Source organism: Pseudomonas sp. 24 E 13, assembly GCF_900004715.1.
Lineage (GTDB): Bacteria > Pseudomonadota > Gammaproteobacteria > Pseudomonadales > Pseudomonadaceae > Aquipseudomonas > Aquipseudomonas orientalis_A.
The window spans coordinates 1-13,503 of record NZ_CVTO01000074.1; the positions used below are offsets into that span (position 1 = coordinate 1).

Genomic DNA, 13,503 nt, shown 5'->3' on the forward strand with positions numbered 1-13,503 from the left:
AGCCCGGCGACGCCATCACGGCCGTCAGTCTGTGCGGCATGGGCGGCGAGACCATTCGTGACATTCTCGACAACGGCAAGGCGCGGTTGAATGGCCAGGAGCGCCTGGTCCTGCAACCCAATGGCGGCGAGTATCCGTTGCGCCACTGGTTGATGCACAACGGCTACCGCATCGTGGGCGAAGAGCTGCTGCACGAGAACCGCTTCTACTACGAAATCATCGTCGCCGAACCGACCGGGCCTGTGTCCTACACCGAACAACAGCTGTATTTCGGACCGCTGCAGTTGCTGGCGCGCAGTCCCGCGTTCGTGGCGAAGTGGCAGCGCTTGCTGCAGCAGAAACAAAAGACCTTGGCCAGTTTCGAGAAAGCCAGGCAGTCGGTGCCGGAAGAGAAAGTCCACGGGATCGCCCGGGAAATTCAGTGGATCACTCAACTGCTGACCTGAAGATCGCTCGGGATTGTCAGCGTTCGACCTCTCCCGCGTCGCGCCGTGTCCCCGGCGGTTACAGGCGCGCGCCCGATAATGAGTGCTTTCGCCCCATTTTCGCGCACTGATCAAAGGTTTCTTAGCGCCATGGCACGTGTCGTCACGCTTGTATCCCACGGCCCAGATCTTGCTTGAGCCAGAAGAATCAATGACATGGCATTTTGCCGTTAGTCATTCCCGGCTGTGAAGTATGGGGTTGTTCAGGGGAGTGTGTAGGGCATGCAAAGATTTTTATCACCCGGTATCCGTCTGCTCGGGCGGTTCGGCTTCGCGCGTAAGTTCCAGGTGCTGTTCCTGCTGTTCATGCTACCGCTCGCCGGCAGCCTGTGGATGATCGGCCAGGACTACCACGACAAACTCGCGGTGATTTCCAGCGAACAGTCCGGCGTGCGCCAGCTGTTGGCGCTGGACCTGCTCGATGGGCAACTGAGCGCCCAGCGCAATCTGGCCGCCCGTTGGAAAGCCCTGGATATCCTGCATACGCCGACCCCTGCCGCCCAGGCCGCGATGGCCAGGGTGGATGCGGGCAGCCCGCTGATTCAGCAAGGCCTGCAAACCCTGGGGGACGCCCTCAAGACCCATCATGCCAGCGCCGCTACCCAGGCGCGCTTCGACACGCTGCAGGCCGCGGTCAAGGGCATGGACACCCAGTCCCTGCGCACCGTCGGCTGGTGGCCGGATGGCTACGACCGTTTCACCGCCGCCCTGACCGCGATGCAATCGCTGCGCGAACAGATCACCCTGGACGCCGGCCTGATCCTCGATCCCTGGCTGGAAACCTATCTGCTGATGCAGATTTCCAGCCAGCACACACCGGACCTGATCGAGCGTATCGGCCGTACGGCCAGCGTCGGCCAATCCTCGATTGCCTCGGGCCAGTTCACCCTGCAAAGCCGCTTGCAGATGCGTGACCTGCGCGGCCGCATCGGCGATGCGCGGGACCAACTGGTCAAGGCCGCCACTGCGCTGAAAGCCAAGCAATACCCCGGCCTTGAACCCTGGACCGAACAATACGAGGCCAGCCTGCAACGCCTGGACGGCGAACTCAAAACCCTCGACGACGGCGTATTCGGCGGCACCATCAAGCTCGACACCGCCGCATTCGATCAAAGTGTCGACGCCATGCTCGCGGCGTTGGGTGCGCTGCGCAGCCAGTCGCTGCATTCGCTCGATGCGCGCTTGGGGTACTACCGTGAGCGATCGTTGCAGCACTTCATTCCCGTGGCGGCCACGTTCAGCCTGTTGGCGCTGGCGGCGCTGTACCTGTTCATCTGCCTGCAAGCCTCGATCCGTCGCAGCGCCAGTGGCATCACCACGCTCGCCGAGTCCCTGCGTGACGGTAACCTGCACGTCGAAGTGGCGGTGCAGGGGCGCGACGAACTCGCCGCCATCAGCACCGCGCTCAATGTGGCCGTGGTGCAACTGCGCACCAGCCTGCTCGGGGTCAATCATGAGACCGAGCAACTGGGCGCCACCGTGCTGACCCTCAGCGCGCAATCGGGCAGCACCCTCACCGACGTCGAAGACCAGCGCCACCAGATCAGCCAGATCGCCGCGGCCGCTACCCAATTGGCCGCCACCTCCCTGGGCGTTGCCAAAAGCTGCGAACAGGCGGCCGACAGCGCCCGCCACACCCGCCGTATCGCCGAAGACAGCAGCCGCGACAGCCAGCGCACCACGGCCAGTATCCAGCAACTCAACCAGCGCCTGAGCGACACCGCCAATGCCCTGGAACAGGTCAGCCAGCAGGGCCAGCAGATTCAATCGGTGGTCGACACCATTCGCGGCATTGCCGAGCAGACCAACCTGCTGGCCCTTAACGCCGCCATCGAAGCCGCCCGCGCCGGCGAGCAAGGCCGAGGGTTTGCAGTGGTTGCCGATGAGGTACGCAGCCTGTCGCAACGCACCCAGGCGTCCACCGCGCAGATCGCCGGCACGGTGGACAGCCTGCGCGCCACGGTCAGCCAGGCCGTCAGCCTGATGGGCGCCGCGTGCGAGCAGGCGCTCACCGATGCCGAATCCGTCACCGGCCTGGGCACGCGCCTGGGAGAAATTGCCGGTGCGGTGCAGCACGTCACCGACACCTTGGCGCACATCGCCGCCGCCGTGGAAGAACAGGCTGCGACGGCGGACGAAGTGAGCGGCAATATCCAGCAGGTCGACCAAGCGGCCGGGCGTCTGCTCGACGGCGCGCGGGCGGTCAATCAGGCTGCCGACAGCCTGAGCCAGGGCAGCCGGGCGTTGAGCGACAACACGGCGCGGTTTCGATTGGGATGAGGTCCATTCAGGGCACTCCATCGCCGTGTTGTAGTCTTCTCCTTAACCCCAATGGAGCTGCTTCCCTATGATTACCGTCCATCACCTCAACAATTCCCGCTCCCAGCGCATCCTCTGGCTGCTGGAGGAGTTGGGCCTGCCTTACCAAATCAAGCGCTACCAACGCGACCCGAAAACCAACCTCGCGCCACCCGAGCTCAAGGCGATTCATCCCTTGGGCAAATCGCCGGTGATCGAGGACGGAGCCCGCGTATTGATTGAGTCGGCGGCCATTATTGACTACCTGATTCGTCGTCACGGCAAGGGACGACTGCAACCCGATCCGGCCAGCGCCACCTACGATGATTATGTGCAATGGCTGCATTTTGCCGAAGGCTCGGCCATGCTGCCGCTGATGCTCAACCTCTACGTCGGGCGCCTGGGTGAAGCCGGCGCGCCGCTGCACCCGCGCATTGAATCGGAGTTGGCCAACTACCTCGGCTACCTTAATGACGTGCTTGGGCAAACGCCGTATCTGGTGGGTGACGAACTGACGGGGGCGGACATTCAGATGAGCTTTATCGGCGAAATCGCCAAGGCCCAGGGCAAGTTGCAGGCGTATCCGAACCTTGCGGCGTGGGTGGACAGGCTTCAGCAGCGACCGGCTTATCGCAAGGCGGTGGAGCAGGGCGGCGAGTACGCGTTTGCTAAATGAATTCAGTGTGGGAGGGGGCTTGCTCCCGATGGCGCCTGTCAGCCAACGGTTATCCAGCTGATACACCTCGGTCCAAATGTGGGAGGGGGCTTGCCCCCGATGGCGGCCTCTGGGCCGACCAGGATGCCGGATCAGATCGAGTACATATCCGTTTCTGCGGTAACGGCTGCTATAGGTTCCGCTTTTACAGCGGCTCACTTTTGAAAAGCGCAAAAGTAAGCAAAACGCTCTTGCCCCACCACTCGGCACCTCGCCTAGGCTCGGTGTGCCCTCTCTCCGGCTTGAATCCGTGGGCCGCCGCAATGGGCCATCCATGGCCCAGTGCGGCTAACCCGGCGTCCTGCCGGGTTACCCACGGATTCAAGCCTGCGTTCGGCCAGCGTGGTTTAACGGGGCGCCTGAGATCAAGATCAAAAGCCAGATCAAGAGCGGCTCGCTTCGCATCGTGGTTAGCGGGGGGCTACAGCGTTGTGTAGCTAGCTATGGCTATCGAGGCAAGCCGCATCGATGAACCTTCGAGCCTTTCAGCGCTCACTTATGAGGTGGCACTGTTTTTCGTCGAAAGGAATCTGCATGCACCCCACCTCGGCAATCACCCCCGTACAACGTGAACTCAGCCTGCGCGCGGTCATCACCGGGATCCTGCTCGGTATCCTGCTCACGCCGTCCAATGTGTACGCCGGCCTCAAGATCGGCTGGTCGTTCAACATGTCGATCATCGCGTTGCTGATCGGCTACGCGATCTGGCAGGGCCTGGCCAAACGCTCTGCTGCGCCATTGCCGTGGACGCTGCATGAAAGCAATATCAACCAGACCGTCGCCTCTGCCGCGGCGTCGATCATTTCCGGTGGGCTGGTCGCGCCCATCCCGGCCTACACCTTGCTCACGGGCAATCAACTGGAGGCGATCCCGATGATCGCCTGGGTGTTTTCCGTGAGCTTCCTGGGGATCTGGATCGCGTGGTACCTGCGGCCCTCATTGCTCAACGACAAGGCGCTGAAGTTTCCCGAAGGCATGGCCACCCTGGAGACTCTGCTGCATATCTACAACCACGGTCGCGAAGCGGCGACTCGCTTGAAAGTGCTGCTCGGCGCCGCGTTGCTGTCGGGGTTGGTCAAGTGGGTGGACACCTTCCTGTGGGCGTTGCCGCGTTGGTCGCCGACGGCCCAGTTGGAACGCCTGACGTTTACCACTGACCCGTCGCTGTTGCTGCTCGGTTTTGGTGGCATCATCGGCCTGCGCGTGGGCCTGACCTTGCTGCTCGGCGCCTTGCTGGCCTGGGGCGGGCTGGGGCCCTGGCTGTTGGCGCACGGGCTGGTGCACGTTGCGCCGGGCAGCAGCGGGCCGCAATTCGCCGCCCTGGTGGAGTGGCTGCTGTGGCCCGGCGTGAGCTTGATGGTCTGTTCTACCCTGGCGTCCCTGGCGATTCGCTTGTGGACATTGCACCGAACCACCCGCGCGCACGGCGGCACGCCCTGGACCCTGCCAAAGCCGGGCCCGGCTGCGGGGTTTGCCTTGGCGATCATCCTGGTCGTGAGCCTGCAGGCGTTGCTGTTCGGCATCAACCCGTGGATGGCGCTGCTCACCATCCCCCTGGCCATCTGCCTGGCCGCCGTGGCCGCGCGGGTGGTGGGCGCCACCGGCATTCCGCCGATTGGCGCAATTGGGCAATTGTCCCAGCTGAGCTTCGGCATCGTCGCGCCGGGGCAGGTGCCGATCAACCTGATGAGCGCCAACACGGCCGGCGGTTCGGCCGGGCAGTGCACGGACTTGATGAATGATTTCAAGGTCGGCAAGGCGATTGGCGCCACGCCTCACAAGCAAGTGATCGCGCAGATCCTGGGGATTTTTGTCGGCAGTATCGTCGGCGTATTCGCCTACCTGGCGCTGATTCCCGACCCACACACCATGCTCCTCACCGAACAATGGCCGGCCCCGGCCGTCGCCACCTGGAAAGCCGTGGCGCAAACCCTGACCCACGGGCTGGACTCGTTATCGCCGAGCATTCGCTGGGCCATCGCCATCGCAGGCTTGATCGGCGTGTTGCTGGGTGTGCTCGACAGCACCTTGTCTGCGCATCGCGCGCGCTACCTGCCCAGCGCCGCCGCCCTGGGATTGGCGTTTGTACTGCCGGCGTCCATTTCGCTGATGATGGCTTTGGGAGCGGTGCTGACCTGGTTGGTCAGCTGTCGTCGGCCACGTCTTACCGAACGTTTTGCGATTACCGCGGCGGCCGGGCTTATTGCCGGCGAAAGCATCACCGGCGTTGGGGCTTCCTTGTGGCAAATGATGGTGCAGGCGGGCTGATAGGCAAATCGCGCAGCTATTGCCCAATGGAACTGTTCGTGGACGGCCGCCACTCATCTCTCGCCTCTCTCACATTCGCTGAGCAGGGCGCCAACGGGTAACTCAGGGACGCCAGTTATAACTCCAAAAGCAAGGCTGCTTACGCTGAGGGGATAGGCCGTGAGTTCTGATATTGCGAAAATACTCCGCGAAACTTTATTGGACCTTGGCGTACCCCAGGAACGCCTCGGCTCCTTTGATCGCCACTCCTCGATCGCGCTTAACTTTAAAACCATCAGCCCGATCATGCTCACTGCCGACCGTCATGGGGTGTGGATGTGGAGTGAGTTGAAAAATCTGAACAGCGCCACGCTGAATATCCATGCGGAAAAACTGCTGCTTTCACTGCAACACGCATTGCCATCGGTGGTGACCGGCCAGCCGGTGTTGGGCAAAGGTCTGCGCGGTTACGAAGTCAAAGCCCTGCTGGACGACGCGTGCACGGGGTCGGCCAAAACATTGCAGATTGCGTTGGATGGTTTTTTCAACCTGATGACATCGCTGCACAGCATTTTCAAATAAACCGTCGCAACGACGCTCGCCGCCTTATTCAAAGGTAGAGGCAACCACTATGCTGATCAATAATGATAACGGCTCCAGTGCTGCGGCCCAATTGCAGGCCAACGCTGGTAACCGGGTATTGAAGAATGTCGAGTTTGTGAAGAACTTCGACTCCATAAAAAACAAACCTATTGAAGTCACTTCCAACGCCCTGCCTACGGTCACGCTCAAAGCCGACGGGCAAGAGCGCCCGGTCAGTTTTCTGTACGGCGGCCCGCAGGTCGCGCAAATCAGGAACGGTGCTATTTATAACGCCGTGATTGACAGTGATATCGTTGAAAAACACTCCCAGGATCGTATCGCGCCGGGCAAGGCGTCCATCAAGGATGGCGCGCTGAGCCTGGGCTTGAACAGGTTCAGGATCGCGGGGCCGGCTGAAACCGAAACCCAGAAGATCCTTACCCGACTGCGCGGCCTTATCGATCCGGAGCAGCGTAGAGCCGAGCTGACCAAGCTGGTCGCCAACGGCTCGCCGCACGCAGCCGACGGTTCGATGAGGCTGAAAATGGTCAACGACCCGGTGCGGCGCGCGTTCGAAAGTTACTATGCCAAGCATGCCCTGCAAGATTATTTCCGTTCGCCGGACACCTATAAAACCTTTGTCGCTATCTCAAACAATCAGGTCAATTACATCAAGGACAACTACGTGTCTGCGCCGTTGTTCGAGAAATACGAGGCGGCTTGGAAGAACCAGCGTTTCGACACGAGCATCGAGGGTTTGGATCAACTCCAGGGGTTCTATACGCGTGCCGAGAAAACCCTGGAGACCTTGAATATCTCGCCCGAGGCCAGGACGGCCTTGTTTGATATCTACAAACACCGTTATTTAAGTTACGCGCTGAGGAATGAGCCGGATGTCGCGGCAAAACTCCCTGCGGGCCATTGGGACAGTGTATTTGATCCCATCAAGGCACCCGGAAAAGGCCGTATTGAACTCAACGCCCGAGAAGGTAATTTGTTCCGGCAGGCAGACAGTCATAACGTCGGTATTTTGCGAAATATCGATGCGACCCCCCGGGACTTGCGCCTGAATGAGCCGTTCAATATCAAATATGAAAGCGATTACCGGAGCCAGTTGCTGGCCGGCGCCAGCACCCGTTGCCCCGACAGGCTTGAGATGCAGGATCCCGAGCATCCGGATGCATCCAAGCCGGGTTCTTATGTGAAGGCTTTGTTTGAAAAAGGCACGGGGACTTACGTTAACGGGCCGTCGGGTTCGATTGTGATCGAACAGGGGGCGGTGCGTGCCTGCAAGGATGTGCATGCCAATACCCGGCCGGACGACCTTGAAGCCTATTTGGCCATTCAATCCGCGCTGTTCATTTACGTGGATGGCGGGCATTCGATGGATGAAATTTCATATGCGCTGGCCCATCCGGCTGTACGCGGCAAATTGCTTGAAACGTTCCCGGGAAGGCCCGGCTTCGAGCACATCGGCGATAGGCTTTTCATGAATGACAGCGCCCTGGAAAACGCCGCCAGGGACGCCGGGGTCTTCAATGAGGTGCTCAAGGCCAAGGATGCCGTGCATCAGCACATCACCCATGGCAACCCGGCGGGCCAGTCCGCTCAGGCGACCACCAAAGCGTTGGCGTTGGCACAGACTGTCGCGGCGCGAAACGTGCTCTACAAGCCCGGCGACGTCTTGACTCAAGAGCTGGCCGGTGCCGCCAGCGTCTTGCACCGTGTGGTCTCGAACCTGAGCCCGCAGCATCAGGGCACGTTGGGCGCTCATTTATTGGGGGAAGGCAGGCTGTTGGCGGGGAAGACAACGGATGACTTGCTGGCAGCATTGGCGCGCGCCGGCAGCGGATCGGCAAGCGCCACCGATAGAGCGGTGGCCATCGCATTGATGGGCGATATCGGCGGGTTTTACACCACCCCCGGCAACGCGGACCAGGGACTGATGACGGCGCTCAACCGGCAGCTCCAGGCACAGGGGCTGCAAGTGCCGGATGCCGCCGCCGTCCAGCGCATGCGCGAGCACGGCGGCTCTGCGGCGGTAGGCCCGGATAAGCGCGCTGAACGAAAAGTCCGTTCGTTCGATTCGCCTGCCCACATGCCTTTTCGGGCAGGCGTGCACAACAGCGGGCTGGAGGCGGATAAAGCGCTCAATGTGCCGGCATCCGAGCGTATTCCTGATAATCGCTGGGCGGTTTTCGATATCGGTACGGCCCGCATCAAGGAAACTACCGAGCCGCTTGTCGGGCATATGTCAGCCTCGCCGGCCGAAATTTTGCAGACCTGGGACATGCTGCGCGGGGTGAGCGCGAGCGATCAATACGTGGGCGCGCTGCCCGCTCGGGACGGTAGCGGGCTCACGCCTATGTCGGATTTGACGCCGGCCGAGCAGGAGCAGCGTTATGCGCGTGCGGCTGGGACCGGCGCGTTTTTGGTCGGCTTGGGTTATCACAGCGCAGTCGAAGTGCTTGAGGGAACGTTGGTTTATACCGGGCAGAGCATCAGAGGCGAAGGCACACTGGACCCCTCCCAGCGTGACTCCGCGCATGTCTTCGGGCACGGAGCGGCCACCGAACTCATGAGCGAATTATTCAAGGCCGGTACCGCAACCTGAGGAGCGGTCGGTTGCAGGCGCCGGCTCGCCAGCCGCCGCAACCGATCGACAAATGACGAGATCAGACACGACGATGGCGTACTCAGGCTACTTTGGCCCGGCGCAGCACCCTTAAGGTGAGGGGTATTGGTCGCCCGAGAACAACAAAAACAATGAATAGCCTAAATTCCAACGATTCCAACGGTCAGTTGGCGCAGGGTTTCAAGCCGCGCCACGTCACCATGTTGTCCATCGCAGGCATCATCGGCGCGGGGTTATTTGTCGGTTCCGGCCATGCCATCGCGGCGGCGGGGCCGGCGGTGTTGCTGGCGTATCTGTTCTCCGGCCTGCTGGTGGTGCTGGTGATGCGCATGCTCGGAGAAATGGCGGTGGCGCGTCCCGACACCGGTTCCTTTTCTACTTACGCCGACCAGGCCATCGGCCGTTGGGCGGGCTTCACCATCGGCTGGTTGTATTGGTGGTTCTGGGTGTTGGTGATTCCGATCGAGGCGCTGGCTGCCGGTTATGTACTCAATCAGTGGTTTCCCCAGGTCGATGCGTGGCTGTTCGCCTTGTTGTCGATCATCCTGCTGGTGATCACCAACCTGTTCAGCGTGGCCAAATATGGTGAGTTCGAGTTCTGGTTCGCGATGGCCAAGGTGATCGCCATTATCGGGTTTATCGGCCTGGGATTCAGCGTGCTGATGGGCTGGGTGCCTGATCACCAAGCCAGTGGCTTGAGCCGGTTGATGGAGGAGCACGGTGGTTTTGCGCCTAACGGTTTGTCGGCGGTGGTCGGGGCGTTCATCACCATCATGTTCAGTTTTATCGGTACGGAGGCGGTGACCATCGCGGCGGCCGAATCGAGTAATCCGGCGCAGAACATCGCCAGGGCGACACGCTCGGTGATTTGGCGCATCGGTGTGTTTTACCTGCTGTCGATCTTCGTCGTTATCTCCGTGGTGCCCTGGAACGACCCGTTGCTGGCGTCCGTGGGTTCCTATCAGCGCGCGCTGGAATTGATGAACGTCCCCAACGCCAAATTCATGGTCGACGTGGTGGTGTTGATCGCCGTTGCCAGTTGCATGAACTCCTCGATCTACATCTCCTCGCGCATGCTGTTCTCCCTGGGTAAACGCGGCGACGCGCCTGTGGCGCTTAAACGCACCTCAGCCGCGGGCGTGCCCAGGGCGGCGGTGATTGCCAGCACCATCATCGGCGCAGGGGTGACGCTGCTGAGCTACTTCATGCCCGCCGGTCTGTTCCAGTTTCTGCTCGCCAGCTCCGGTGCCATCGCGTTGCTGGTGTACCTGGTCATCGCCATCTCGCAACTGCGCATGCGGCGGATGCTGCTCAGGCAGAACGTCGAGCTGGCCTTTCGTATGTGGCTGTTTCCCTGGCTGACTTACCTGGTGATCGTGTTCATCTGCGCAGCATTGGCCGTGATGATGGTGACACCGGAACACCGCACGGAAGTGTCCTCAACGATTGGCCTGGCCTTGCTGATCTCCTTGATCGGCGTGGTCACGGCGCGTCAGCACGGGCAGTCGGCCAAGGCCATTGTGGTTGAGCCCTCTTGATCACGCGTGCGGAGTACTGTGATGGAACCTGACGCGCCTGCCTGCAAGACCCTCGGCTTTTTGCTGCTGGACCAATTCACCCTGATATCGCTGTCCTGTGCGGTCGAGCCCTTGCGCATGGCCAATCAACTGGCCGGTGAGGAACTCTATCGCTGGCGCACCCTCAGCCTTAACGGTGAACCGGTGTGGGCGAGCGATGGCGTGTCGGTCACACCGGATGCGGTGGCGCATGAACAGCGCGACCTGGACGCCGTGATCGTGTGTGGCGGCGTGGGCATCCAACAGGCCGCCACACCCGCGCATATCACCTGGTTGCGCAACCAGGCGCGTCTGTACTGCAACCGCCTCGGCGCGGTGTGCACCGGCAGTTGGGCGCTGGCCAGGGCGGGCTTGCTTGATGGTTTCCAGTGCAGCGTGCATTGGGAACTGATGGCCTCCATGCAGGAAGCCTTTCCCCGTGTCACGGTCAGCGCCAGCGTCTTCTCCCTCGATGGCAACCGCTTCACCAGTTCGGGCGGCACCGCGCCGTTGGACATGATGCTGCACCTGATCGGGCGCGATCACGGGCATGAACTGTCGGCGGCGATTTCGCAGATGTTTGTGTACGAGCGCATCCGCAACGAGCGCGACACCCAGCGCGTGCCGCTCAAGCATCTGCTGGGCACGCAACAGCCCAAGCTGCAGGAAGTGGTGGCCTTGATGGAAGCCAACCTGGAAGAAGCCATCGACCTGGATGAACTGGCCGCGTTCGTCCAGGTATCGCGGCGCCAGCTGGAGCGCATGTTCCAGCGCTACCTGTACTGCACGCCGTCGCGCTACTACCTCAAGCTTCGCCTGACCCGGGCTCGCCAGTTACTCATGCAGACCCCTATCTCGATGGTGGAGCTTGCGGCGATCTGCGGCTTTGTGTCCACGCCGCACTTTTCCAAGTGCTATCGGGACTTCTTCGGCGTGGCGCCCAGTGACGAACGCTCGGACATGCGCCTGCGCCTGCCGATTGCGCCGCGCCCTGTGGCCAAGCCGGGGGCGCCGGCCAAACCCAAGAACATACTGGAGCAGGCAAGGGAAGAATCGACGTTTGCCAGTGTGAAGCTTCAGCGGCGTTGAGGTGGGGGGCTGCTGCGCGATAGCCCTGGCTCAGGCGGCCAAACTATCGATTATGCCGCCGCTCGCCATTACCGCACCCGCGTGCGACTCTGCACCGCCAGGTCCAGCGCCTTTTGCATATCCAGCCGCGCCGAGCGCCCCACATCCTTGTCATTGAGCTGGTAATTGCGCTCCGACGGCAGGATCGGTGCCGTGAGGTCCTGGGCGTCGCTGCGTTCGAAGTCATGGTTATCGCCGATCGCCAGGGCGCTGCGGCGCAACAGCGTGCGCAACTGTTCCGGCTGCAACTGCGGGTTGATCGACAGCATCGCCGCCAGCAGGCCCGCGACCATCGGCGTGGCGTAGGAGGTGCCGCAATGCACGGCGCCCTCTTGGTCGGCGTCCTTTGTTGAGGCGTGTGCACAGGCGGCGGCGGTGATGTCGACGCGCATGTCCACGTTCGAGGAGCTGCGCGTGACGGCGTAGGCAGGATCATCGACGGCGACGTCGTTGCGCTCATTGCGCTGGTGCCCACCCACCACCAGCAATTGCTCGGTAATGAACGAGGAGGGCAGGCGGTACTCGTCGCTGCCCGAGAAGGCCGAACCGTTACCGGCGGAGTTCACCACGATCACGTCGGGGTGTTCCTTGCGCAGCCACAGGAAAAACTCTTCGAGCAGTTCTTCGTAGCCGCTCATGGCTATTCCCGAGCGCACCAGCGAGTCGACGTCATGGCCGTTGACGTCCTTGGTGCCGACGCGATGAACGCCCCAGCTCCAGTTGAGCACGCGCACGCCGTCCTCCACGAGGTTGACTGATGCGGCGATGTTTGCAGTGATTCCGGCATCGGAGTTGCGCTCGACAATCACCTCAAAGCCCCCGCCGGCCTTGTCCAGGCCACGCAAAAAGCCGGTATTGCCGCCGTTGTTCCAGCCCGCCGCGAGGATGCCGGCGACGGTGGTGCCATGGCTGTCCGCCGAACCCGTATCGCCCGCGTAGACGCAGGTGCGCCGGGGGGCGCAGGCGCCCAGGTAGTCAGCGAAATCCGCCGTGTCGAAATCCACGCCGCGCTCGATCACCCCGATGCGCACCGGTTGCGGCACGATGGGCGTGTGCTGGCCCGGGATGCGTCGCTGGTAATAGGCCACCGCATCGAGAAAGCGGTTGGCGGCCCATTCATCGGAGTCGGGCGCCGGCTTCTTCGGCGCCTCACGGCGAGGGGCGGCGTGCTCGGCTTCTTCGGCGGCGGACTCTTCGATGACCACCGCATCGACGCTGGTCTCGCTGCCCAGGCGCAGCACCAGGGCGTCGCGCTGGATCAGGTCGGTGGCGGGCAGGCGCAGTTGAAAAACGTTCAGCGGCGCGATACTGCCCACCACCGTCGCCCCGTATTTGCGCGCCAGGCGTTCGGCTTCCTGGCGGCCATTCTGGTCTTCTTCGATCAGTACGCTGACCAGATCGACGTAGGTGGTCAGGCCGTCCATGTTCTTCGCCACTTCGCTGGGCCCGGCGGCCACTACCTGGCTGTTGCGCAGGCTCAGCCAGGCGGCGTTGCTGGCGCGCGGGCCGTCTTCGAGCCACAGCGGGCCGCTCTGGTAGCGGCGACTATCGAGCCGCAGGCGCAGGTGGTCGCCGTCGCGCTGTACAGCGTCCTGCGGCAGCACCGTGCCGCCCAGTTTCAACTGCGCGGTGGCATCGCCCATGCCGCGCACGCGCAGGCACCAATCCTGCTGTTGGTTTTCCAGCAGGTCACCGCAGCGTTTCAGCTGTTCCAGGCGCAGCGGTTCCTGTGAGGCGAACGCCGTAGCGGCGGTCAGGCTCAACAACAGTGCGAAAGCAGCAGGGTTCAGAGGCATCAGTGGGTTCCTTGCCGGGGCCTGATAGTGCGACTGCGCCAATCGCCCCTTCGTTCAGCGC

The 13,503-nt window shown here is 62.1% G+C and carries 9 protein-coding genes; 8 read left to right on the plus strand and 1 reads right to left on the minus strand.

Annotated elements, in window-relative coordinates; genetic code table 11:
- The 8 genes from BFP90_RS03860 to BFP90_RS03895 all read left to right on the plus strand — a co-directional run.
- Positions 1-446: tRNA (adenine(22)-N(1))-methyltransferase (locus BFP90_RS03860; protein ID WP_176718007.1), on the plus strand; the 446-nt coding region annotated here is incomplete at its 5' end.
- A gap of 261 nt (positions 447-707) precedes the next feature.
- Positions 708-2,765 carry a methyl-accepting chemotaxis protein gene (locus tag BFP90_RS03865; RefSeq protein ID WP_065895990.1) on the plus strand — a complete coding sequence of 686 codons (2,058 nt, stop codon included), beginning with the start codon at positions 708-710 and terminating at the stop codon, positions 2,763-2,765.
- A gap of 67 nt (positions 2,766-2,832) precedes the next feature.
- Positions 2,833-3,459 carry a glutathione S-transferase family protein gene (locus BFP90_RS03870; protein ID WP_065895991.1) on the plus strand — a complete coding sequence of 209 codons (627 nt, stop codon included), beginning with the start codon at positions 2,833-2,835 and terminating at the stop codon, positions 3,457-3,459.
- Positions 3,460-4,032: 573 nt separating this feature from the next.
- Entirely contained in the window at positions 4,033-5,766 is a 1,734-nt protein-coding gene (locus BFP90_RS03875) for an OPT family oligopeptide transporter (RefSeq protein ID WP_065895992.1), read from the plus strand.
- Positions 5,767-5,925: 159 nt separating this feature from the next.
- On the plus strand, positions 5,926-6,327 hold the full coding sequence (locus BFP90_RS03880; protein WP_065884205.1) for an InvB/SpaK family type III secretion system chaperone: 402 nt from the start codon (positions 5,926-5,928) through the stop codon (positions 6,325-6,327).
- 49 nt (positions 6,328-6,376) lie between these two features.
- Positions 6,377-8,941, plus strand: a complete 2,565-nt coding sequence (locus BFP90_RS28055) for a hypothetical protein (protein ID WP_139113400.1) — start codon at positions 6,377-6,379, stop codon at positions 8,939-8,941.
- A 152-nt stretch (positions 8,942-9,093) separates the two neighbouring features.
- The gene (locus BFP90_RS03890) at positions 9,094-10,500 is read left to right on the plus strand and encodes an amino acid permease (RefSeq protein WP_065895498.1); all 1,407 of its coding nucleotides are present in this window, start codon (positions 9,094-9,096) and stop codon (positions 10,498-10,500) included.
- Between the two features lie 21 nt (positions 10,501-10,521).
- Positions 10,522-11,607 carry a choline metabolism transcriptional regulator GbdR gene (locus BFP90_RS03895; protein ID WP_065895993.1) on the plus strand — a complete coding sequence of 362 codons (1,086 nt, stop codon included), beginning with the start codon at positions 10,522-10,524 and terminating at the stop codon, positions 11,605-11,607.
- Positions 11,608-11,675: 68 nt separating this feature from the next.
- Here the strand turns inward: BFP90_RS03895 and BFP90_RS03900 are convergent, their stop codons facing one another.
- Positions 11,676-13,442, minus strand: a complete 1,767-nt coding sequence (locus BFP90_RS03900) for a S8/S53 family peptidase (RefSeq protein ID WP_065895994.1) — start codon at positions 13,440-13,442, stop codon at positions 11,676-11,678.
- Positions 13,443-13,503 lie beyond the last annotated feature (61 nt).